This is a genomic window from Bifidobacterium sp. UMB1197 (genome assembly GCF_030217745.1).
Lineage (GTDB): Bacteria > Actinomycetota > Actinomycetes > Actinomycetales > Bifidobacteriaceae > Bifidobacterium > Bifidobacterium vaginale_B.
On sequence record NZ_JASOOL010000006.1, the window covers coordinates 69114 to 92106 of the forward strand.

Genomic DNA, 22993 nt, shown 5'->3' on the forward strand with positions numbered 1-22993 from the left:
TAGTTGATTTTGCCGATTTGAGCAACATTCTCGGGAAAAATCTAGTGCGCGCACGCAGTTAGATTATGCAAATGTGCGACGCAGCCAATCGCAAGCAAGATCAATCCATTGCTGAACTTCTGGCTGAACAAACTCAGGCAGCACCGCTCCATTTTCATCGCGCTTGGCGGTCTCTTTAACCGCCAGCGCCAAACCGTGCGGCCCCTTAGGGAAAAGATGCGCCTCAACACTCACGCCCGCCTTAACGCACGCGTCTATAAACATAATCGAATTTTGCACTGGAACCGTTTGATCCGTAATGGTTTGCCAGATAAATACTGGCGGAGTTGTGCAATCCACGTGGTTTTCAAGCGAAAGTTGCTCAACAAGCTGCTGGCGTTCCTCGCTGGTAACGTTTCCAAAAAGACGCTCGAAAGTTGGCTTATGCGCGTATTCTCCAGCAGAAATCACTGGGTAGGCGAGCATAAGAGCGTTTGGCTTAACGGCTTCGGCGTTGTATCCGTTTGCCTCTTTAACGTTGTTGCTTGCGCAAGTAGCAAGATTTGCGGCAACATGGCCTCCTGCTGAAAAGCCAATAATCGCAATGTTTTGCGAGTTTATGTGCCACTCTTCGGAGTTGTTGCGAATCAATCGCATTGCCTCTGCCGCCTCTAAAAGTTGCGTAGGGTATGAGCTTGGAACAAGAGAGTAGCGCAAAACAAAAGCGTGGAACCCTGCCGCTGCAAACTTCATTGCAATAGGCTCTGCTTCTCTATTAGAAACACGCAAGAATCCGCCGCCTGGAAGAATTAAAACGGCTGGCCTATCTTGTTTTCCTTTACTGTCTAAATTGTCGTTTAAAAGGTAGCCAGTAAGTTTTGCGTCTCTTCCGTCAATGCCTCTAATTTGGCGCTCTATAATTTTCATAGCATCTCTTTTCTTTTGCCTATTTGCAATTTATGCTAAACATAAACTTAAGCATAATTCTAATCAAATACCTTGTTTTTAAGTGCGTTTTTAAGTGCGATATTTAGTGTGTTTTTAATTGTGTTATTTAGTGCTATATTTTATAAATTCGTGTAGAGTCTTAAGAGGCTTTATAAGGAGATTTAAGATGCGTAATGAAGAAGATAGTTTAGGCAAGGTTGTTCTTGCGGCCACTCCGATTGGCAATATGGGCGATGCTTCTGCGCGCCTAATTAATCTTCTAGAAACCGCGGATATTGTTGCAGCGGAAGATACGCGCAGACTTTACGACCTTGCAAATCGCCTTGGCGTGCGCGTTTCGGGGCAGGTTGTGGCGTATCACGATCATAATGAGCGCAATAAGGCGGATGGCCTGCTTGACCAGGTTGAGCAGGGCAGCACGGTTCTTGTTGTTTCCGACGCTGGCATGCCTACGATTAACGATCCAGGCCTCGCCATTGTTCGTCGCGCAATAGAGCGCGATTTGCCAGTTACGTGCGCGCCTGGGCCGAGTGCTGTTTTAGACGCGTTGGCGCTTTCGGGCTTGCCAACAGACCGTTTTTGCTACGAAGGCTTTTTGCCGCGCAAGTCGGGGGAGCGCAGCCAGCATTTGCGCTCGCTTCTTTCGGAAAAGCGAACAATCGTGTTTTACGAGGCTCCGCATAGAATTGCCGAATCCATGCGCGATATTCTTAATGTTTTTGGCGCCAACCGAAAAATGGCCCTTTGTAGAGAGCTTACTAAGGATTTTGAAGAAGTGCGCCGTGGAACTGTTGAACAGATTGCAAAAAGCGTAGAAAATGACCCTCCTCGCGGCGAGATTGTGCTTGTTATTGCGGGCGCAAGCGAAGATGAAGTTGCGCAGCAAAACGTTGATTTAAGCGTGGATCAGCTTGCGCAAATGGCTTGCGACCTTTCGCAAAACGAGGGTTTGCGAATCAAAGATGCTATAACTAGCGTTGTTTCCAGCCATCCGCTTTACGATGGATCTTTTGCTAATCGCAAAGAAGTTTATGCTGCTTGCTTAAAAATCAAGGAAAATGTGAGCAACTAAGTAGGAAATTAAGCGAAAAATGTGGAAATGTGGAAAAGCTGCAGCAATAAAAGCGGAAAATGTGGAAATGTGTAAAAGTTCTAGCAATTAATCCCCATTTTTTGCGTATTCGTAGGCTTCTAAAAGCACGTCTAAACTGTGTTTAACGCCTGGTCCGCCTTGCTGAGATATGTATTCCAGCATTTTTGCGTCCGCAATTGGGTTTGCAACAACCCATTTTCTTAAGTCAGGAACGTTCTTTGCAATATGCCATAGCACGTCTTTGCTTGTGTTTTCGCAGCACGCAACTTGCTCAGTGAGTACGATTGGCGGCTTTGGAGGCATTGAGCTAAAGTCGCCAGTATCGTAAGTATCGTAAGTATCGCCAGTATTTCCAGTGTTAATAGTCATAAAGAATATCCTCCTTGTCTATTATGTATTTAATCCACTCTTTGGCTTTAGCGGCCCCTGGAAAATAAGGATTGCTGTCTATAATTTTTTCGCAGTCTTTAAAACTTGTGTTGTACTTTTGCACCAACTCGCACACTGTATCTACTCTTCGCATCTCGTCGTAAATGTTTTTTGATGGAGTTAGCGCAATATCGCAGATAGTGCGTGCAACAGAAGTTACGCGCAAATCTTTAATCATTCTTTGCTCTTTTTTTAACAATTTTCTTCTAAACACTTGTAGCTGATGGTCGTGTGGCTTTATTCGATAATGACTGTTGGATATTATCTCTAGTATGTTTGGGATTTTTCCGCCCAGCCAAATCCAAGATGCTGTAAAAGCGCAGGCCACGGTTCCGCTTGGAAGCAACTTTTTTAATACAGCGCAACGTCCTTCTGGCGTTTTTGCAGTGGATTGAGCGAATCCGCTTCGTATTGAAAGATTGTTGAATGCTCCGTAGTTACACAGTTTTTTCATGCTTAATGGCCCTGGTAAATGCTTTGTGTCTATAAGCAATGGCAAATCATTGTTTTCTTGTTCCGAAAATAAAATCAGCTCTTCGTCTTTGCTGATTTGGTTGATTTTGCTAGTTTTGCTAGCTTTATTGTTTTCGCTGATTTTGTTGACTTTGTAATCTTTGTGTCTTTTGTAGTCTTTTGTTGATTTTTTATCTTTTTCGTCATTGCGGATTGTGCGTTTTTTGCTCAGCGTTAAAGTGCTCATGTTTCTCCTTTCTGTGTAATGCTCGCGAATATGTATCTTTTTAATGTTTTAGGTTTTATACACAATAGTGTGTTTTGATCTTTTGTCTACGCGATTTTTTGGGATTGTGTAAAAGTGGATTTTTAGTTTTTGCTCTTTAAAAAATGTGTTTATGTGTTTATGCGTTTATGTGTGACTAGTCATGCTTATGCTTGCGATTTTTTCCGTGATTTTTGCCGTGATTTTTACTGTGATTTTTACTGCGATTTTTCGTTGCATTATCTAATGTGTCCTCGCTGAACAAGATAATATTTGGCTATGAGTCATATTTTGGTGAATGTTGCATGGCCTTACGCAAATGGCCCTCGTCATATTGGTCACGTTGCGGGATTTGGCGTCCCTTCCGACGTATACGCGCGCTACGAGCGTATGAAGGGAAATAGCGTGCTTATGGTTTCGGGAACCGACGAACACGGCACGCCGATTTTAGTTGAGGCAGATAAAGAAGGCGTGAGCGCGCAAGAGCTTGCAAACCGCTACAATCGCGTGATTACTAAAGACTTGTGCGATTTAGGATTAAGCTACGATTTGTTTACGCGCACAACAACGGCAAATCATGAGCATGTTGTTCAAGAGATGTTCCGCCAGTGCCTTAAGAATGGTTATATTTACAAGGGAACTCAAAAAGTTGCGATTTCGCCTTCTACAGGCCGCACTCTTCCAGACCGCTACATTGAGGGCACTTGCCCGATTTGCGGTGCGGACGGCGCCAGGGGCGACCAGTGCGATGCTTGCGGAAACGAGTTGGACCCAGACGAGCTTATTAACCCTGTTTCTAAGATTAACGGCGAAACTCCGCGTTTTGAAGAAACAGAGCATTACTTCCTCGATTTGCCAGCTTTGGCAAACGCAAACTTGGATTGGCTTAATTCCAGGGATGGATGGCGCACAAATGTTATTAACTTCTCGATTGGCTTGTTTAAGGAAGTTAAGCCTCGAGCAATTACGCGAGACATTGATTGGGGTATTCCAGTTCCTGTAGAAGGCTGGATTGATAACCCAAATAAACGCTTGTACGTGTGGTTTGACGCCGTTATTGGCTACTTGTCTGCCTCCATTGAGTGGGCGCGTAGGCAGGGCAAGCCAGACGCTTGGCGCGATTGGTGGTGCGATCCTAAGGCTCCTGGCTATTACTTTATGGGCAAAGATAACATAACTTTCCATTCTCAGATTTGGCCTTCGGAGATGCTTGCGTATAATGGCGCTGGCTCTAAGGGTGGAGAATCTGGCGTTTACGGCCCACTCAATATGCCAGAGCAGGTTGTTGCCTCCGAATTTATGACTATGGAAGGCAAGAAGTTCAGCTCTTCGCGCGGAATTGTGATTTATGTTAAAGATATTTTGGCGCGCTACCCAGTGGATGCTGTGCGCTACTACATTTCCATTGCGGGGCCAGAAAATTCCGACGCCGACTTTACTTGGGCAGAGTTTGTTCGCCACAATAACGAGGAACTCGCTGCAAGCTGGGGAAATCTTGTTAATCGTGTTGCAAATTTGATTCACAAGAATTTTGGCGCTATTCCTCCGTTGGATGAAGATTGCATGACCGATATGGATCGTGCGCTTTTGGATCAGACTTCCAACGCGTTTGAGATTGTTGGAGGCTTGATTGAGCGCCATCATCAAAAGAACGCTCTTAACGAGGCCATGCGCGTTGTGTCAGATATCAACAAGTATATTTCTGCTACGGAGCCTTGGAAGATTAAGGATGACGAAGCTCGTCTTGGAACGGTTTTGCACGTTGCTGCACAAGCTGTTTCGGATGCTAATCATTTGCTTGCGCCATTCTTGCCTCATTCCGCGCAAAAAGTGTGGGAAGCTCTTGGCGGCACGGGTGTGTTCTCGCCGCTTCCAAGAATCGAAGAGGTAACCGATTTAGATAATCCAGATTTTAAGTATCCGATTATTACTGGCGATTATCGTCTTGGTGAAACTGTTCACCCGTGGGAAAGCGAGGAATTGGTTACTGGCACACCTGTTGCTAAGCCAACTCCGATTTTTGCCAAGATTCCTAAAGAGGCGATTGATGAGGAGCTTGAGCGCTTTGAGTCCGCGCTTGCTGCTCGTCGTAAAGCCGACGAAGAAAGATTGGCCGCTGCAAAAAAATCGCTGGAATCGAAGTGATTTGAGCAAAAGATTCTATTGCAAGTGACGTATGTAACAAAAAACAGGCATACTACCAGGAATTAAAAAAATTTTTCAGGAAATTTTTAGCTTATATGCGTGTTTCGCGAGAAAAGTATGGTTATAATAGATATTGCTGATGGTTCATCCATCGGTGAGGTTCGTTCGCGAACCCCATAACTGAAACCTTCTTCTCTCTTTCTCTCTGCCCCGGTGGGTCTTCTCTTTCCCACCGGGCTTCTTTTTATCTTTTTCAAGTGTTCGCCGCTTGCCCCGATTTTGTAGCTCTAAACGTCAAAATCAACAACAAAATGCGCAAGATTTTCCCGATTTTGTAGCTGATTTGCGGCGTGTCGGACTACAAAAAGCGGAAATGTAGGTCGTCGTTCGCGCGCTACGCTTTAAGCTCGAAGGCAGGTTGTCGCGCAAGCTAGGTAGAGATTCGAGATTTTTCGCCCTGAATGAGATGAACCTCAGCATCTTTGATGGTGATTCATCGAATGAAGAAGAAAAATCGAGAATCTCAGGCGATTAGCGATACGAAATTGTTCTAGCATGCAAGAGGGCTGGGTGATTCTTGGTCGAACAGTATAAGAGCGGCAGCCGATACCAAATAATCCAATGACTCACCCTACAAACAAACTTCAACCAAAAACAAAATCAAAGCCAAATCGGAACAACCGCAACAACAAACCACACGTAATAGGCGGAGCGTTGTGCGAATCGACGACTTCGAGCTGCATAGCGCGCGAGAAGTCACCTCGATTCGCTGAGCCGCTTAGAGCAGAAGCACTGCTTCTGCGCGGCGAAGGCGTGAGCGCGCTGTAACGTGCGAGCGTAGAAACACCCAGCCCTCCTACACGCCAAACAAGGAGCATACAACACCAAATAGGAAGGCGTAATAAAACAAAAACGCAGACTGCATTTGCAATATGCGAATGCAATCTGCGTTTGTAAATCAGCTTGTGCTAAATCAATAAATCAAGTTTAGCGGCAGCGCTTTGTAAGTGGCGTCCATGGATCAAGCATTACAGGCTCTTGATCCAATACAGCTCGCGTTGCTTCATCAAGATACTTCTTGTTAATAATGATTTCGGTAACGTAGCGGTCAAACCACTGCGCGGATCCAACGTAATATCCGTCTTCGCCGTTATCTTTACCCCAGCTGTTTTCAATCTTCCAGCGGTCTGGCTCGCCATCTTTGTTAAGATTTACGCCAGTAAAGGTCATTGCGTGGTTGCCTGGGCAATCCATGTATTCCAAGCCTTTAGCTTTGTCGAATGTAAACTCTACGTCGAATAGCTCGTCTACGCGCACAACTGCTGGGTCAAAGAAGCCCTCTTGCCTTAGCGAGAACTGCGTGCAATCGCAAGCAAACCAGATTGGGTGTCCGTCTTTTAGCTGATCCACAGCGGCTTTGCGGAACACTTCTAGCGCAACGTTTGCAAACTCCATTTCCTTCGTCTCAGCAACATTTGTGGTGTACTTAAGCTGGTAGAGCTTGTTGAACGGAGTGCGTTCCATTGGGGAGTTGCACAAGCTTACAAAGTCGTTTACGTCTACTGGCACGTACTTCTTTGCAAACTCGAGTGGCGTAATGCCATATTCGCAAATCATTGGGCGATCGTCTTTGCCGCTCTTTGGCTTTTCGCTGCCTTTATCGCTGTTCTTTTCGTCGCTCTTAGACTCGCTATTTTCGTCGCTCTTCTTATTGTCCTTCTTATCTTCGTCATCTTTAGTGCGCGCAAAGAAGTCGAAACGCTCTGGTGGTTCGCCAAGAGCGATTGCAGTCATGCGGTACACAGTTTCCAAGTCGCGAATCTTCATTTTTCGCAACTCTTCCATAGAAGTGCCATTCTTGTGTGCTTCGCGCAACTCGCATGCAAACTCGCGAAGCTTGCTATTAATGTATTGCACGAATGCTTCGGAATCGGTAGCGTTTTGCGAATCTGGGTATGCACTCTTTGGCATAAGTCCGTACTTGTTTACCAAGTTAACGAACATTTGCCACCATCCGCCGTCGTCAATCGGACCGTAGTTGATGCTCTCAAAAATTCGGCTATCTAATGTTTCATCTAAAGTCGCCAAAACGTTTTCCAAGTATGCGTTTGCTTTTTCGATCTTGTCCCAGAAGAACAAGTAGCTTTCGGAAAACTCAAAGTCTTCTAGATTCCACTTATGCATAAGCTCGTAGCGCAAAGTGTTAAGCGATGCAAACATCCAGCAACGTCCAGAATGCTGCTGATTTGTTATTGTTCCTTGCTTTAGTTCTATAGAAAATTCGCGTGGAAGTGCGCGCTGACCCTGGTAGCTTGTTGCTGCTTTAAGAACGCCGCTCGATACCGAAGCGTTTGCTGCTACTCGATTTGCTCGCTGTTCGTTAAAATGCTTAGAATATTCGCGAACGTCGTTTAGTGTAACGGCTTTTACGTTTTCAGACATATATCTCCTTTATCTTGTTAAAAACAGTGAATAAGCGTTATTGTAGCTTGCTCAATGCACGAGTCGCGTTTTGCGTGGCTTAAAGCGTTCGTGAGTGTTCGCGAGTGTTCGTGTCTTATTTATGCAAAATATGCATTTTTATGTGTTTATGGCGATTTGCGCAACTAATTTTCGTAAATTTTAAGTAACTTCGTTAAATATTTTGATATTTTGCCAATTTTATGTATTAATTTTGGTTAAGATTACTATTTATTACGTGTTATTACATGTTTATTTTAAGCAATGTACATAGGTTAGCTAAAAATATACTAATTACACGTCCAAATTATTAGGGCTTACTTAAGTGTGCCTTAAACGCTTATGATTTGCCTTTTTAATTAGTGATTAAATGATGGCAGTGTGCAAGCGTAAGTTTGCAGTTACCAGATGGAGGTAACAATGTTTAGACGTAGAAAAGAGTCACAATGATACGATACATCGTTAAACGATGCCTGAATTATGTTGTGATGCTGTTTGTGTCCGTATCCATGACGTATTTCTTGGCAAGTGCATTTATGGATCCGAGATCGAACTATATGTCTAGGCATCCGCATCCGCCAATTCCTTCGATTAACCGTTCTTTGGATTTAGCAAATATTAACGACCAAACTCCAGTTATTACAAGGTATTTGCGTTGGATTACTGGTGTTCTTACTCGTTGGGATTGGGGATTAAGCCCAGAGCAAGCGCCTGTTGGTCCTGCGATTGCTGCGCGAATCGGTGCATCGGTGCAGCTGGTTACATGCGCAACTGTTCTTGGTATTGTTTTAGGCGTTAGCGTTGGTGTTTATACTGCTATTCGCCAATATAAGTGGCAAGACAGGGTTCTTAACTCTATTGCTACGTTCTTGCTTGTTGTTCCAGCCGCCGTGTTTGGATTACTTATTGTTTTAGCTGCAATCAGCGTTAATAACGCTGCTGGTTCTCGTTTGTTCTTTGTTACTGGATTACATTCCTATCAGGGTTCTAATCCTATTGCTTTTATTCTTGACTTCTTGCAGCATTTGATTTTGCCAACAATTGTTATGACCGTTCCTGGCATGGTTGGCTACCATCTTACGCAGCGCACCTATTTGCTTGATACTATGAATGCTGATTACGTTCGTACTGCTCGCGCTAAGGGTTTGCCTCTAAATGTGGCTATTCGTCGTCACGCTTTGCGTACTTCTTTGATTCCTACTGCCGTAGACGTTGCCTTCTCTATTGCAGGCGTGTTTACGGGCGCTGTGATTACCGAAACCGTGTTTGCAATTAACGGTTTGGGTAGCTACTTCGTACAAACTATTTCTAATAACGACATTAATGGTTCTGTTGCTATTGCTGCGTTCGGAGCCGTGTGTACTTTGGCCGGAGCCTTGTTGGCAGATATCTTCTCCGCTTGGCTTGATCCTCGTATTCGTTTGAGCTAATTGCGCAATAGTGTAGGTGTATTGATATGAGTAAAAAAGATGTATCTTCAAAGGCTCAAGAGTCTGCTGCTGATAAGAAGGCAACTGCTAATTCTTGGGGTAATTTTAAGCGCACAGGCAAAATAACGCTTTATACGCGCCGCTTCTTTAGGCGTCCATCCGCTGTTGTTGGCTTAGTTTTACTTGTTCTCTTGATTCTTCTTGCTTTGTTTGGCTCTAAGATTAGCAAGTGGGGCTACGACGAGCCTGATTTTACGGCTCTTGCAACTCCTCCTAGCGCCGAGCATTGGCTTGGAACTACGCCTGGCGGATCAGACATGTATGCAATGGTTGTTCGCGGACTTGGCCGCTCGCTTTCTATTGGTATTGTAAGCTCCATTTCGATTACGATTATTGCTGCTTTGGTTGGTACTGCTATCTCTTACTTTGAAGGTTGGTTTGAGCAGGTTGGCATGTGGCTTCTAGACATGCTTTTGATTGTTCCATCCTTCTTGCTTATTGCTTTGATTGTTAGCTCCGCTACTGGCGGCAACGACTGGCTGTGGCTTGCCTTTGGTATGACTTCCTTTGGCTGGATTGGTTATGCTCGTACGCTTAGAACTTTGACTTTGAGCTTGCGTGAACGTGAATATGTGCGTGCCGCTAAGTTTGAAGGCGTTTCTTCGTTCCGCATTATTGTTCGCCACCTTGTTCCAAATCTTGGTTCCGTTTTGATTATTAACACGGTTCTTGGTGTTATCGGCGCAATCAACGGCGAAACCGCATTAAGCTTCTTGGGTCTTGGTATTAAGGCTCCAGATACTTCTTTGGGTACTCTTCTTAATGTTGGTCAAAGTAGCGTTATGACGTCTCCTTGGGTTCTTTTGGTTCCATCGGCTGTTTTGGTTATTTTGACTTTCTCCGTTCAGCTTATTGGAGATGGCTTGCGCGATGCGATTGATCCATATTCTAGGTCTGTTGGCAAGGCCGAGTAAGGCTTGTTGGAGGTGTAAACATGACTGATATGGGTAATAACGCAATTAAGGAAGATTCTGCAATGGAAAATCAGAACAACGAACCACTTCTTTCTGTACGCAACTTGCAAGTCAGCTTTGCTTCGGAAGCTGGTACAGTTCACGCTGTTCGCGATATGAACTTTGATTTGTACCGCGGCAAGACCATTGGTATTGTTGGCGAGTCTGGATCTGGTAAGTCCGTTACTTCTTTGGCTGTTATGGGCTTGCTAGATAAGAACGCTTCGGTTAAGGGTTCTGTTGTTTATAAGGGCGAAGAGCTTTTAACAAAGTCTGATGCCGAAATGAGCAAGATTCGCGGTAAGAACATTGCAATGGTGTTCCAGGATCCTCTTTCTGCTTTAACTCCAGTGTTTTCTATTGGAGACCAGCTTAAGGAAGCTTTGGTTATTCATAATCCAAATATGACCGAAGAGCAGATTCGCGATCGCTCTATTGAGCTTCTTAATTTGGTAGGTATTACTAAGCCAGCCGAGCGTTTAAAGGCGTTCCCTCACGAGTTTTCTGGCGGCATGCGTCAGCGCGTTATGATTGCAATGGCAATTGCTAACAACCCAGATATTATTATCGCCGATGAGCCTACTACCGCTTTGGACGTTACGATTCAGGCTCAGGTTTTGGATGTTTTGAAGAAGGCACAGAAAGAAACTGGCGCCGCAATGATCTTCATTACTCACGATTTGGGCGTTATTGCTGGCGTTGCCGACGAAGTTATTGTTATGTATGCGGGCCACTTGGTTGAGCATAACAGCGTTGAGGAGATTTTTGCTCACCCAACTCAGCCATATACAATCGGCTTGCTTGGTGCTGTTCCGCGCGTTGATCAAAAGCGCACTCGCCGCTTAACTCCAATTTCTAAGCCAACAATGGATATGTTGATGGCAGAAGAAAAGAGTGGAGATACCAGCGATATGATGGGCCTTGAGGCAGAAAGCGAAACTGTTCGCGCGATGCTTCATGCGGAAACCGAAAAAACGATTAAGCCAATGTTTGAAGGCATTCCTCGCGAAGATCGCAAGGTTGTTTTGGATGTTAAGGGCTTAGTTAAAACATTCCCAATTACAGGTGGCGGTTTCTTGCGACGCAAGGTTGGCGAGGTTCGCGCTGTTGATGGCATTGACCTTGAGATTCGCGAAGGTGAAACTGTAGCTCTTGTTGGCGAATCTGGTTCTGGTAAGTCAACTACTTTGATGGAAATCATGAGCTTAAAGAAGCCAGAAGCTGGCTCTATTACCGTCTTTGGCACCGAGCTTAACGATAAGTTGACTAGCGAGCAGCGTCGCGAGCTTCGTTCCAAGATTCAATACGTGTTCCAGGATCCCATGAGTTCTCTTGATCCTCGTATGCTTGTTTACGATATTTTGGCAGAGCCTCTTCATGTTCAAAAGAAGTCGAAGGAAGAGATTCGTCAGCGTATTGCGGAGCTTATGCAGCTTGTTGAGCTGAATCCAGACCAGGTTGATCGCTTCCCAACGCAGTTCTCGGGCGGTCAGCGTCAGCGTATTGCTATTGCTCGCGCTTTGGCTGTAAACCCTAAGCTGCTTCTTCTTGATGAGCCTGTTTCGGCTTTGGATGTTTCTATTCAAGCTGGAATTATTAACTTGCTTGAAGATTTGCAAGACAAGTTGGGTGTTGCTTACTTGTTTGTTGCTCACAACATGGCGGTTGTTCGTCATATTTCTAGCCGAATTGCTGTTATGTACCACGGACGCATTGTTGAATCTGGCGAAACGGATGAGGTATTCGATAATCCTAAGCACCCGTACACTAAGGCTTTGATTAGCGCTGTGCCAATTCCAGATCCTGTTATTGAGAAGAATCGCAAGCGTATTATTCTCAACGAAGAAGATTCGTTTGATGACGTTGCAAGCGTCTGATTCTAATCTTTTGTGAATACGCCTAAACTTTTGTTTAGGGCAAGTTTGATCGCGTGTGTTATGCAAGACACACGCGATTTTTTGTTACAGGCGCATAAATTCTAAAAAAAGTAATATATTTTGTTTTTTAATCAAAATAAACTAAAAAATTTTCTGTTTTGCTGTTTTCTGCATTTAATTTTCTTTTTTCTGGATTAAATCTTAAGTAATAAAAGCTTAAATTCAGCATTTGTTAAAAAAGTCGTAACACAAAATGTCAAAAGATTAGATATACTCTACACACATACCAGAAAGTGGACATCATTTCTGGGGAATGAGAGGAATCATGAAAAAAACTAATGCAGGTAAATTAACTGTATTCGCCGCAGCTGCACTTTCTGTTGCAATGCTGCTCGGCGCTTGTGGTGGTACAACCGCCACTACGGCAGATAAAGCTAAGGGCGGAATGACCGAAGAGCCAGCCGCAGGTGTGGATACTTCCTACACTGGCGCTCTTCCAATGCCTAAGGTTGACAAGCGTTACGACAATCCACAGCCTCGTGACAATGTTAAGGATGGCGGTACTTACACGTTCTCGCTTTCCGACATGGGTCCAAACTGGAACTACGCTTCTAACGACGGTAACACCGCTTATATGGCCACTTTGTGGGGCTTCTACCAGCCATCGCTTCCTTATTACGATACCGTTAAGGGCGAGAAGGTTAAGTACAACCCTGATTACATTACTTCTGTTAAGAAGGTTAGCGACAAGCCACTCGTAGTTCAGTACGATTTGAATCCAAAGGCTAAGTGGAACGACGGCACAGACATTGATTACACTGCTTTTAAGGCCACTTGGGAAGTTATGAATGGCAAGAACGAAGCCTACTCCGTTCCATCTCACGAGGGCTACGACTGCATTGAGTCCGTTGAGCAGGGCGCAAATCCTAAGCAAGTAATCGTTAAGTACAATAAGCCATGCGCAACTTGGGAATTGCTTTTCGCTCCATTGGTTCATCCAAAGGCAACCGATCCAACCGTGTTCAACCAGGGTTGGGTAGGTAATCCTCACAACGAGTGGGGCGCAGGTCCATTCGAGATTCAGTCCGCAACCGAAGATCAGGTTGTTTTCGTGCGCAATCCAAAGTGGTGGGGCAAGAAGGCAAAGCTTGACAAGGTTGTTGTAAAGCGTATGGAAGATACCGCTGCAATGAACGCCTTCCAGAACGGCGAAATCGATTCCGTGGATTCCATCTCCACCAAGGATAAGGTTAAGGCTGCTCGTAGCGTTAAGGGCGCTCAGCTCCGTTACGGCTACAGCACCAAGATTCGTGTTATTAACTTAAACGCAAAGGCTGGCGCATTCAAAGACAAGGCCGTGCGTAAGGCCGTTGTCCAGGCATTCGACGTTGCCACCTACAACAAGATTCAGTTCCAGGGTATGAACTGGAAGAGCGAGCAGCCAGGTTCGGAGCTTCTCTCCATGTTCCAGGCTGGCTACAAGAACAACCTCCCAGCTGATGGTAAGTTCAACGTAGAAAACGCTAAGAAGACTCTTGAGGCCGCTGGCTACAAGATGGGCAAAGACGGTTACTACGCTAAGAATGGTAAGACCGTTCAGTTCACATTTACCTTCTTCGGCGATGACTCCACTCAGGCAGCTCTTGCTAACGCATTCCAGGCCATGATGAAGAAGGCTGGAATGAAGTGCAAGACTGTAAACAAGCCTGCATCTAAGTTCTCTAAGACTGTAAGCTCCTTCGACTTCCAGGTGCTTCCAATGGCTTGGGTTTCCCAATCTCCATTGAGCTTCTTGGCATCCGCTTCCCAGGTCTACGGTTCTAAGAGCGATTCCAACTTCACTGGCACTGGCAGCAAGAAGATTGATGCCCTGCTCGGCAAGATTGGTAAGACTTACGACTACAAAGAACAGACTGCATTGAGCAACAAGGGTGAGTCCATGGCTCTCGCTGAGTATGGTACACTCCCAGTTTCTGCTCCTCCAACCTATCAGGCATACAAGAAGGGCTTCGCTAACGGCGGTCCTGCTGGATATGCTAACGTTTTCGTTGAAAACATCGGTTGGCAGAAGTGAGTAAATTTGTAGCGATAACTCGCGCAAGTTTACTAAGCTGATTGCTTAACTTATAGCATGTGGCGTGTGGTCTTTGGCTGCACGCCACATGCTTTTGCTTGTAATTGCGTGCGTGTGCTTGCGCAGAAAATAGTCGCGTAAAAAATAGTCGCGTAAAAAATAGTCGCGCAAAAATAAACTCAGAAAAATAGTATAAACTTAATAAAACTTAATAAAAAATAAATCGCGAAGTCAAAAATAAGGGAGAATCTAGCGCATGTATGTAAATCCAAATAAACGCAAAGACGCGAGTAATGTGCGCTGGGTTTTGCAATATTGTAAGCCAGATATGTGGCGAGTAGGCGTATCGCTAGTTCTTTTTACTATCAACGACACAATGGCAATGACAATGCCGCTGCTTTCCGGCTTTATTGTAGACAAAGTCATTATTGGAAAACAGCATGATTTGCTTGCTTTTGTATGCGTGCTAATGGTTGCAATGATGATTGTTCGCGTAGGCTCAAGATATATTTACCAGCTTCAAATGGAAAGATTCGGCCAAAACGCCGTGTATCGCCTTGTAAGCGACGAGTACGAGAAGCTGCATTCACTTGACTTTACGTACTTTAATCACACGCGCACAGGCGACATTATGAGCCGCATGACTTCGGATACGGACGCGATTCGCCACATTTTAAGCTGGGTGTCTTATATGGCGCTGGATTGCTTAGTAATGTTTGTGTTTGCGCTAGTTATAATGTTTTCAATCCAATGGCAGCTGGCTCTAGCACTTATGGCAATTACACCATTTTTATTCTGGCTTGCAAAGCTTATGGGCAAGAATGCTAGGCCGAAGTTCCTTGCGATTCGCGAATCGTTTGCACGCATGAACTCAATGGTAGAAGAAAACATTGAAGGCAATCGCGTTGTAAAAGCTTTTGTGCGCGAGCCTTTTGAAACTCAGAAATTCGATAAATGCAACGAAGACTACTTTAATCGCAATATTACGCTTGCAAAAAACACGCAAAAATACATGCCATGGCTGGACGGTATGGGCTTTGCGCTGGAGCTTGTAACAGTAGGATTTGGCGGATGGCTTGTGCTTAATGGAAGCATGACTTTAGGCGCGTTTGTAACGTTTAACAGCTTCCTTTGGATGCTCCACATGCCAGTAAGAATGGTTGGGTGGCTTATTAACGATTGGCAGCGATTCAACGCAGGATGCGTAAATATTCGTAAGCTTCTTACGCAAGAATCGCATATTGATTTGCCATCTACATCTGCGGAAAATCTTAAAGTTAAGGGTCGTGTAACTTTTGAACACGTTGATTTTGCGTTCCCAGACGATCTTGATTCGCCAATTTTAAGCGATATTGATTTAGACGTTCCAGCAGGCGCAAAGCTTGGAATCTTAGGCGAAACGGGATCTGGAAAGTCAACGCTTGTAAGTCTTATAGCGCGTTTTTATGACACTACGCGCGGTCGCGTTTTGATTGATGGAAAAGACGTTCGCGAATGGCCTCTAGAAACTGTTAGAAATCAAGTTAGCATAGTCGCGCAAGAAACATTCCTGTTTTCCGATACGATTGCAGGAAATATTAGCTTTGGATTGCCTCAAAACGAGGAAAATTGCAAAGAATTAGATAACACGATTAGGCGTATGGCAAGAATTGCAGACGCAGACGATTTTATTATGAGCATGCCAGAAGGCTACGAAACTGTTGTAGGCGAGCGAGGAGTCGGCCTTTCTGGAGGTCAAAAGCAGCGTTTAAGTCTTGCTCGCGCGCTAGCAAACAATCCTGCAATCTTGATTATGGACGATACAACTTCTGCAGTAGACATGGAAACTGAGGAGCATATTCAAAAAGAGCTAAAAAAGTTAGACGGCTTGCGAACAGTAATCACAATTGCGCACAGAATCTCATCTGTTAAAGACGCAGACATGATTGTTGTGCTAGATCACGGCAAAATCGTAGAGCGCGGAACACACGAGCAGCTTGTGGCAATGCATGGAAGATATTGGGAAATCTACAAAAAGCAGCTTGGTATGCAAACGGGCAAAGCTTTGGGATTTGAAGATTCAAACGAGGCTAAGGGGGAGTAGAATGGCGCAGCGCAACACTTATAGAGAAGACGAAGGCCAAGAAGAGCACGTAAATTTGCACGAGTTGATGCGCGTTCGCAAATACATAAAGCCGTACGCATGGCAGCTAGTCAAAATAGTTTTAGTTGTTATTAGCGGAAGTTGCATTATGACAGTAACTCCAATGATTACAAAAACACTTATAGACGTAGTTTTGCCTAATAAAAACGTTTCTTATTTGTACGCGCTTATTGCATTGTTTGGCGTGCTTATTGTGCTGTATGAGCTTGGGTTAGCCTACAGAACGCTTGCAATTACGCGACTCGGTCAAATGATAATTAAAGATATGCGGCGAGATATTTTTACGCACGTGCAATCGTTATCGTTTGATTACTTCGATTCGCGCCCACACGGCAAGATTTTGATTCGCATAGTAAACTACATAAACACGCTTTCCGACACGCTTTCTTCTGGTTTAATCAACGTGTTTTCCGATGTTTTTGTGCTAATCATTACACTAATCGCAATGTTTGCTCTGGATTGGCGAATGGCATTGTGGAGTCTTGTATTATTCCCAGTTTTTATAATCTGGACTCGCACTTTGCAAATTTTGCAACGAAAAGCGTCTAAAAAACTATCAAATAAGCAAAGCAATCTTAACGCATATTTGCACGAATCAATCGCAGGCGTAAAAACAACTCAGACTTTTGCTCGCGAATCGGAGCAATACGCTACATTCCAAGAGCAGCAGTCGGGAGTTAGAAAAGCGTGGATGCAAAATGTTAGAGTGCAAATGCTGCTTTGGCCTGGAGCTTCGATTATTGAAAGCGCAGCAATTTCGCTGCTCTACTATGTTGGCATAACAAACGCGAGCAGTATGAACATAAGCACGGGTACGCTTATAGCATTTGTGTGGTATTCGAGCACTTTCTGGGAGCCAGTTGTAAACATTGGTAACTTCTACACGCAACTTGTAACATGCTCAGTGTATTTGGAGCGCATTTTTGAGACTTTAAGTATTAAGCCAAATATTGTAGATAAGCCAGATGCAAAAGAATTGCCGAAAATTAAAGGCAAGGTTGACGTAAACGATGTTGTTTTTCGCTACGAAGAGGGCGGAAAGCCGATTTTGAATTTAGTTGACTTGCACGTTGAGCCTGGAACTACGGTTGCTCTTGTTGGCCCTACTGGAGCGGGCAAAACAACGCTTGTAAGCTTGCTTTCTAGATTCTACGACGTTTCCGAAGGCTCAATCACAATTGACGGCTACGATGTGCGTTCAATAACGTTAGCATCTTTGCGCAAACAAATGGGCGTTATGCTTCAAGACAGCTTTATATTTAGCGGAACTGTTAAAGAAAACATTCGATACGGTAAGCTTGACGCAACGGACGAAGAGATTGAGGCTGCGGCTCGAGTAGTTCACGCGCACGAGTTTATTGAAGAATTGCCTAATGGCTACGATACTAAGATTGAAGAGCGAGGAGCTACTCTTTCTGCAGGCCAAAGGCAGCTTATATCGTTTGCGCGCGTGCTTTTAGCAGACCCGCGAATTTTGATCCTAGACGAAGCAACAAGCAATATAGATACGCGTACAGAAGAAGCTTTGCAAGCAGGATTAGCTCAATTGCTTAAAAATCGCACTTCTTTTGTGATTGCGCACAGGCTTTCTACAATCGAGAATGCAGATTTGATTTGCGTGATTGACCATGGGCAAATCGTGGAGCGCGGAAGCCATGATCAACTTATGGCGCAAAAAGGTGCGTATTACAGACTTGTGGAATCGCAGTATGCTGCGATTAGTGCGGCGATTCAATAAGCGCAAAAGTCGCGTTTAAGTCGCGTTAAATATGCGACTACACTTGTAAATCATGAGTAAGCATCATCGCGAACACAATTGGGCGCCTTCTTTAACAGAGAAGTCCCAAATATGGCAGAATCTAATTAAAGAAGGCATAACAATCGCAGACGACCACACGCATATGCTAAGCGTAGTGGATTTTGCAAAAAATCTTAATCAAGAATTAGAGCAAAAAGGTCGAGATTTAATAGCTGAGCCTAGCGCAAACGACTTAGTAAATCATGCAAAAGCATCAGGCGTTTCTAAAATGATTGAAGTTGGATGCGAATACCCAGATTGGCAGCCAACAATAGACTTTGCGGCAGATCACGCGGATTGCGTACGTGCTGCAATAGCGATTCACCCAAACGAAGCGCCTTTACATGGCCATAGGGGAGCAGAAGGGCCAGACGGCTTGCCAGTAGTTTATAAGCCGTATCACGATATTCCATTTGACGAAGCAATGCAACGCTTGCGCTCGCTAGTAATGGAGCATCCAAAAGAAGTAGTGGCGATTGGAGAGACGGGATTAGACTATTTCCGCACAGGCGAACGCGCAAGAATTTACCAACGCGACTCGTTCCGTGCGCATATAGCGCTTGCAAAAGAGCTTAATTTGCCGCTTCAAATTCACGATAGAGATGCGCATAGCGATGTTGTAGAAATTTTGCTAAAAGACGGAGCGCCAGAGCGAACAGTTTTTCACAGCTATTCTGGCGGAAAAGACTTAGCTCAAGTGCTAAAAGAAAACGGATGGTACGCAAGTTTTTCTGGAACGATTAGCTATAAGGGAAATGAGGATTTGCAAGAGTCTGCGCGAATCATTGGCAAAGACCGCATAACTGTTGAAACGGATGCGCCGTACCTTACTCCGATGCCTTACCGCGGGCGGCCGAACGCGCCTTATATGGTGCCTTACACTCTTGAATCGTTAGCAACCGCGCTTGATTGTTCTTTGATGGAGGTAGCAAAGTCAACCTTAAAAACAACGCATGAAGTTTATGGGTTTTAAGAAGTCTATGGGTTTTAAGAAGTCTATGGGTTTTAAGAAGTCTATGGGTTTTAACATTTAGGCATTAATCGCGCTTAAATCAGCCCTTATTTTTCAAGGATTCTGAGTCAATTTTGCGCTATATATCTGTTGTTGTATACAATATTTAGGTATAAATAAATAAAACTGTAAGCAGTAAGACCGTATGCGACTTCTTATTATGGCAGATTATGCAAGAAGCGGTTTTACTTTTTGGAGGAAAAATCAAGCATGACTAAGTCACGCGTTTCAGCGTTATCTGGCGATAATGCTAAAGATTTTCGCAACGTGGCAAAGGAATCTGAGAAAGCCGCTAAGGGCATAACAAACCCTAAAGAGGCGATTCTAAAGGCCGCTTCTTTTACAAAGGCACCAAAGGTTTCTCAGAAAACCACCACTCGCGAAGAACGAGAGGCGTTGGCGTATCAGCAAGCAAAAGAGGTTAAAGAAGCCGAAAAGCTTGCGGATAGTGCTGTTAGAGGCCCGCTTGGAAGATTGTGGGCAAAGATACAAACCAGCTCCGATAAATTCACTTTAGGAATGTCAATAGTGGCATTGGGCGTTGTTTACGGAGATATTGGAACGTCTCCTTTATACACCGCTCAAACATTCTTGGCTGGCCAAGGTGGGTTGCAAAACATTAGTCGCGAAGCAGTTTACGGAATGCTTTCCCTTGTGTTTTGGTCAATTACGCTAATCACAACTGTAAAATACGTGTTTGTGGCAATGCGCACAGACAACAAGGGCGAAGGCGGAATTTTTGCGCTCTACTCGCTTATTAGGCGAAAAGGCGCATGGCTTGCGATTCCAGCAATGATTGGTGGTGCGGCGTTCCTTGCGGATTCTGTTTTAACTCCAGCAGTTTCAATATCTTCCGCAGTAGAAGGCTTGCGCACAATATCTGCGTTTAGGCCTATCTTCTTAGAAAACGACAATCTTTCTTTAATGATCACAGTAATTATTATTGTGATTCTGTTTTCTGTTCAACAGCGCGGAACTGAAAGAATTGGAAAAGTTTTCGGCATAGTCGTTATGATTTGGTTTGGATTCCTAGCGCTTGTTGGAATCATGAATATTGGCGAAAATCTGGCGATTTTTGAGGCTTTGAACCCAATTTACGGATTAAAGTTCTTATTCAGCTCGCACAATATGCAAGGAATGGCCTTAATGGGCATTATCTTCCTTTCTACAACTGGTGCGGAAGCTTTGTACTCCGATATGGGTCACGTTGGTCGTGGAAACGTTTATGTTACTTGGCCGTTTATTAAAGTGGCGCTTATTCTAAACTACTTTGGCCAAGGCAGCTGGATGCTTCAGCATCAAAACAATAAAGCATTGTGGTCTATAGAAGGCTTAAACCCGTTCTTCCAGATGCTAAGCCCGAATTTACGTTACGTTGCCGTTGTGCTTTCTGTAACAGCTGGCATTATTGCATCTCAGGCTTTGATTACTGGTGCTTTTACTATGGTTTCGGAAGCTACCAGCCTTAACTGGATGCCTCATCTTCAGGTGCGATACCCTGCGCGAACTCGCGGTCAGCTTTATATTCCTGTTGTCAATTTTGTGCTTTGCCTTGCCACGCTTACAGTTTTGGCTGTGTTTAAGGATTCTGAGCATATATCTGGAGCGTACGGTCTTGCTCTTACGCTTACCATGATTGCCACAACAATACTTCTTACGGTTCACATGTGGTATCAAAATAAGAAGCTTGGCGCCTTAGTATTTGCTGTAGTCTTCCTGATTATTGAGATTTTGTTCTTTATAGCTTCTATGGCAAAGTTTATGCACGGCGGCTGGTTTACCATGCTTCTTGGTGCTTCGATTTTGATTATTATGCTCACTTGGAAAGATGGCACTAAGATTGAGCGCTCGCAGCGATTGCACATGAAGCCTAAGGACTTTTTGCCTGTTCTAGATAAGTTACACAGTGATTTTAGAATCCCTTATTTTGCAGACAATATTGTGTATTTGACTTCCGATAAGGAGATGAAGCGTCTAGATACTGGTATTTTCTTCTCGATTTTTGCGGATCATCCTAAGCGCGCTCGCGCGTGGTGGGCTGTTTCTGTAGAAACTGATGACGCTCCGTTTACTCGCGAATATTGCGTGGAGAATTTTGGCACGGACTATTTGTTCCGCGTTAAAATCAAGCTTGGATTTAAGGTTTCTCCTTCGATTCCTGCGTATTTGCATCAGATTATGCACGATTTGTCGCATACGGGCGAGCTGCCGCAGCAGCAGTCTGTTTACCCTAAGGTAGATGCGGATCCAGATATTGGCCCAATTCGTTACGTGCTTTTGCACAAGGCGTTAATGCCTGAGTCGAATATTTCTTTGCGTGGCGCGTTATCGCTAAAGATGAAGTATGCGATTCGTCATATTGCTGGAACGCCAGTTAAGTGGTTTGGTTTAGCTCCATACAATCCGATTGTAGAAGTTCAGCCATTGTTTGTTTCTACTCGTAGGCCTCCGCGATTAAAGCGAGAAGAGGTTGCTGCTTCTAGAGCTGTTCAGTCTTTGCAAGGCAATGATGTTGCAGCGCAAGCTGCTGTTGACGCCGAGCAAACTACGATTATGAACGCTAGAGATATTGCTGCGGCAAATGTTTCTGGAGAAGGTAAGTCTGAGAAGTCTGAGAAGTCTGAGAAGTCTGGAAGCAAGTCCGAAAATAAAGAGACTAAGGAATCTAAAATATCTAATACTGGCAAAATCGCTAGAATAGATACTGGTCAGATTAAAGCAGTTAAAAAATAATTAAAACCCGAATTATTGCTTTATTGCTTTATTGCTAATCGGCCGTTTGTGTTGGCTTGCGTATGTGCTTATGTTTGCTTGTGCGCTTGCTTTCAATAAACGGCCGTTTTGCAATTGAGTGGGTTTAAGGAGTGCGATTATTATGCTTGCAAATATTCCTGATTTTAATACGATTGAAAAGCTGCATCGCGCTGCCTCGCCTAGCGAAGACGCTTATAATCTTATTCATTGCCATTGTGTTGTTATTGCTACGATTTCTTGGATGCTTGCGCGGCGTCAAAATCAGTTGTTGGCTTTTAAGCAGCTTAATTTGAGTGGGGATTTTGGGGATTTTGAGAATCTTGCGGATTTTGCGGATAAGTCGCAAGCTGCTGTTGAGCAAATTATGCTTAGTCAAATGTCTAAAATCAATGAAGATTTAAAGAACAGGTGTGATTTAGCAAAGTCTTGTCTTAAAGAATTGATTGGCATAAATCCGCTTGAGCTTCCTAAAGTTAGTGGCGGAATCGCGCCGAAAGATTATGTAGACGAGTATGCTGCGTTTGCTGGCGGATTGTTGCACGATATTGGAACGTATTTTGTTTTAGCTAAAGACGGTTCGAAGGCAGCGAATGGAAAGTTGGAGTTTGACGGGCCGAATTACATTTTGCACGGTTTGCGTGGATACAGATATTTGATTGAGCGTGGTTTTAGCGAAGATATTGCGCAGTTTGCGCGCAATCATACTGGTGTTGGGTTGACTAGTGAGCAAGTTGCCCTGCAAAATCTGCCGCTTCCTGCTGGCGATTATATTCCGCGTACAGTTGAGCAAGAAATTGTGATGGTTGCAGATAAATACAACAGTAAGTCGATTCCGCCGCGATTTTTAACGGTAGATACTTATAAGCGTAAGGCTGCGCGCTTTGGCGAAGAGAACGCAAAACGTTGGATGTGCTTGGTTAATAAATACGGTAGACCGAGTGTTTGCAAGCTTGCAGATCTTTTTGGACTTAAGGTTGATTAGTTGCCGTGTTTTCAACACGCCGATGTTTTGGCTTTGTTTCAATGGTTTTGGCTTGTTGGTGTGGGGGTGATTTGCTTTTGAGTCTGGTTTGGTGTAAGTTTATCTCTTGCTGCTCAGCGCGGCTGGTTCTCCTCGGTT

The 22993-nt window shown here is 44.3% G+C and carries 15 protein-coding genes; 11 read left to right on the forward strand and 4 right to left on the reverse strand.

Going from position 1 to position 22993, the window contains the following annotated elements; genetic code table 11:
* Positions 1 to 63: 63 nt before the first annotated feature.
* The gene (locus QP420_RS04790) at positions 64 to 906 is read right to left on the reverse strand and encodes an alpha/beta hydrolase (RefSeq protein WP_481616703.1); all 843 of its coding nucleotides are present in this window, start codon (positions 904 to 906) and stop codon (positions 64 to 66) included.
* A gap of 187 nt (positions 907 to 1093) precedes the next feature.
* Here QP420_RS04790 and rsmI point away from each other — a divergent pair, with 187 nt between their 5' ends.
* Positions 1094 to 1999, forward strand: coding sequence for a 16S rRNA (cytidine(1402)-2'-O)-methyltransferase (gene rsmI / locus QP420_RS04795; protein WP_481616704.1), 906 nt, complete (start codon positions 1094 to 1096; stop codon positions 1997 to 1999).
* Between the two features lie 87 nt (positions 2000 to 2086).
* On the opposite strand, the gene QP420_RS04800 is transcribed toward rsmI, so the two are convergent.
* Together QP420_RS04800 and QP420_RS04805 are read right to left on the reverse strand one after the other, a co-directional pair.
* Positions 2087 to 2323 carry a variant leucine-rich repeat-containing protein gene (locus QP420_RS04800; RefSeq protein ID WP_060787260.1) on the reverse strand — a complete coding sequence of 79 codons (237 nt, stop codon included), beginning with the start codon at positions 2321 to 2323 and terminating at the stop codon, positions 2087 to 2089.
* A 55-nt stretch (positions 2324 to 2378) separates the two neighbouring features.
* Positions 2379 to 3149 carry a hypothetical protein gene (locus QP420_RS04805; protein ID WP_481616705.1) on the reverse strand — a complete coding sequence of 257 codons (771 nt, stop codon included), beginning with the start codon at positions 3147 to 3149 and terminating at the stop codon, positions 2379 to 2381.
* Positions 3150 to 3446: 297 nt separating this feature from the next.
* On the opposite strand from QP420_RS04805, the gene metG reads away from it, so the two are divergent.
* A complete protein-coding gene (metG, locus tag QP420_RS04810) occupies positions 3447 to 5312 on the forward strand; it encodes a methionine--tRNA ligase (protein ID WP_481616706.1) in 1866 nt (621 codons plus the stop codon).
* 987 nt (positions 5313 to 6299) lie between these two features.
* On the opposite strand, the gene QP420_RS04815 is transcribed toward metG, so the two are convergent.
* On the reverse strand, positions 6300 to 7754 hold the full coding sequence (locus tag QP420_RS04815; RefSeq protein WP_481616707.1) for a C1 family peptidase: 1455 nt from the start codon (positions 7752 to 7754) through the stop codon (positions 6300 to 6302).
* A 464-nt stretch (positions 7755 to 8218) separates the two neighbouring features.
* Between QP420_RS04815 and QP420_RS04820 the strand changes: the two genes are divergently transcribed.
* From QP420_RS04820 to QP420_RS04860, 9 genes are all read left to right on the forward strand, one after another.
* Positions 8219 to 9202, forward strand: a complete 984-nt coding sequence (locus QP420_RS04820) for an ABC transporter permease (protein ID WP_032813401.1) — start codon at positions 8219 to 8221, stop codon at positions 9200 to 9202.
* A 26-nt stretch (positions 9203 to 9228) separates the two neighbouring features.
* Positions 9229 to 10176: an ABC transporter permease gene (locus QP420_RS04825; protein ID WP_101889802.1), complete on the forward strand. Its 948-nt coding sequence runs from the start codon at positions 9229 to 9231 to the stop codon at positions 10174 to 10176.
* 20 nt (positions 10177 to 10196) lie between these two features.
* A complete protein-coding gene (locus QP420_RS04830) occupies positions 10197 to 12092 on the forward strand; it encodes an ABC transporter ATP-binding protein (protein ID WP_481616708.1) in 1896 nt (631 codons plus the stop codon).
* Between the two features lie 325 nt (positions 12093 to 12417).
* On the forward strand, positions 12418 to 14166 hold the full coding sequence (locus QP420_RS04835) for an ABC transporter family substrate-binding protein (RefSeq protein ID WP_481616709.1): 1749 nt from the start codon (positions 12418 to 12420) through the stop codon (positions 14164 to 14166).
* A gap of 256 nt (positions 14167 to 14422) precedes the next feature.
* Complete coding sequence (locus tag QP420_RS04840; protein WP_481616710.1) at positions 14423 to 16249, forward strand: ABC transporter ATP-binding protein; 1827 nt, start codon at positions 14423 to 14425, stop codon at positions 16247 to 16249.
* 1 nt (position 16250) lies between these two features.
* Complete coding sequence (locus tag QP420_RS04845; RefSeq protein ID WP_481616711.1) at positions 16251 to 18047, forward strand: ABC transporter ATP-binding protein; 1797 nt, start codon at positions 16251 to 16253, stop codon at positions 18045 to 18047.
* Between the two features lie 52 nt (positions 18048 to 18099).
* Positions 18100 to 19080 (forward strand): TatD family hydrolase, encoded by a 981-nt coding sequence (locus QP420_RS04850; protein WP_016795332.1) that lies wholly within the window; start codon positions 18100 to 18102, stop codon positions 19078 to 19080.
* A 249-nt stretch (positions 19081 to 19329) separates the two neighbouring features.
* On the forward strand, positions 19330 to 21852 hold the full coding sequence (locus QP420_RS04855; protein ID WP_481616712.1) for a KUP/HAK/KT family potassium transporter: 2523 nt from the start codon (positions 19330 to 19332) through the stop codon (positions 21850 to 21852).
* A 142-nt stretch (positions 21853 to 21994) separates the two neighbouring features.
* The gene (locus QP420_RS04860; protein WP_481616713.1) at positions 21995 to 22855 is read left to right on the forward strand and encodes an HD domain-containing protein; all 861 of its coding nucleotides are present in this window, start codon (positions 21995 to 21997) and stop codon (positions 22853 to 22855) included.
* Positions 22856 to 22993: the final 138 nt, after the last annotated feature.

What these genes read in the sequence shown, in the direction of transcription:
- QP420_RS04790 (WP_481616703.1), bottom strand. Translation starts at nt 906, where the DNA reads ATGAAAATTATAGAGCGCCAAATTAGAGGCATTGACGGAAGAGACGCA.
- rsmI (WP_481616704.1), top strand. Translation starts at nt 1,094, where the DNA reads ATGCGTAATGAAGAAGATAGTTTAGGCAAGGTTGTTCTTGCGGCCACT.
- QP420_RS04800 (WP_060787260.1), bottom strand. Translation starts at nt 2,323, where the DNA reads ATGCCTCCAAAGCCGCCAATCGTACTCACTGAGCAAGTTGCGTGCTGC.
- QP420_RS04805 (WP_481616705.1), bottom strand. Translation starts at nt 3,149, where the DNA reads ATGAGCACTTTAACGCTGAGCAAAAAACGCACAATCCGCAATGACGAA.
- metG (WP_481616706.1), top strand. Translation starts at nt 3,447, where the DNA reads ATGAGTCATATTTTGGTGAATGTTGCATGGCCTTACGCAAATGGCCCT.
- QP420_RS04815 (WP_481616707.1), bottom strand. Translation starts at nt 7,754, where the DNA reads ATGTCTGAAAACGTAAAAGCCGTTACACTAAACGACGTTCGCGAATAT.
- QP420_RS04820 (WP_032813401.1), top strand. Translation starts at nt 8,219, where the DNA reads ATGATACGATACATCGTTAAACGATGCCTGAATTATGTTGTGATGCTG.
- QP420_RS04825 (WP_101889802.1), top strand. Translation starts at nt 9,229, where the DNA reads ATGAGTAAAAAAGATGTATCTTCAAAGGCTCAAGAGTCTGCTGCTGAT.
- QP420_RS04830 (WP_481616708.1), top strand. Translation starts at nt 10,197, where the DNA reads ATGACTGATATGGGTAATAACGCAATTAAGGAAGATTCTGCAATGGAA.
- QP420_RS04835 (WP_481616709.1), top strand. Translation starts at nt 12,418, where the DNA reads ATGAAAAAAACTAATGCAGGTAAATTAACTGTATTCGCCGCAGCTGCA.
- QP420_RS04840 (WP_481616710.1), top strand. Translation starts at nt 14,423, where the DNA reads ATGTATGTAAATCCAAATAAACGCAAAGACGCGAGTAATGTGCGCTGG.
- QP420_RS04845 (WP_481616711.1), top strand. Translation starts at nt 16,251, where the DNA reads ATGGCGCAGCGCAACACTTATAGAGAAGACGAAGGCCAAGAAGAGCAC.
- QP420_RS04850 (WP_016795332.1), top strand. Translation starts at nt 18,100, where the DNA reads ATGAGTAAGCATCATCGCGAACACAATTGGGCGCCTTCTTTAACAGAG.
- QP420_RS04855 (WP_481616712.1), top strand. Translation starts at nt 19,330, where the DNA reads ATGACTAAGTCACGCGTTTCAGCGTTATCTGGCGATAATGCTAAAGAT.
- QP420_RS04860 (WP_481616713.1), top strand. Translation starts at nt 21,995, where the DNA reads ATGCTTGCAAATATTCCTGATTTTAATACGATTGAAAAGCTGCATCGC.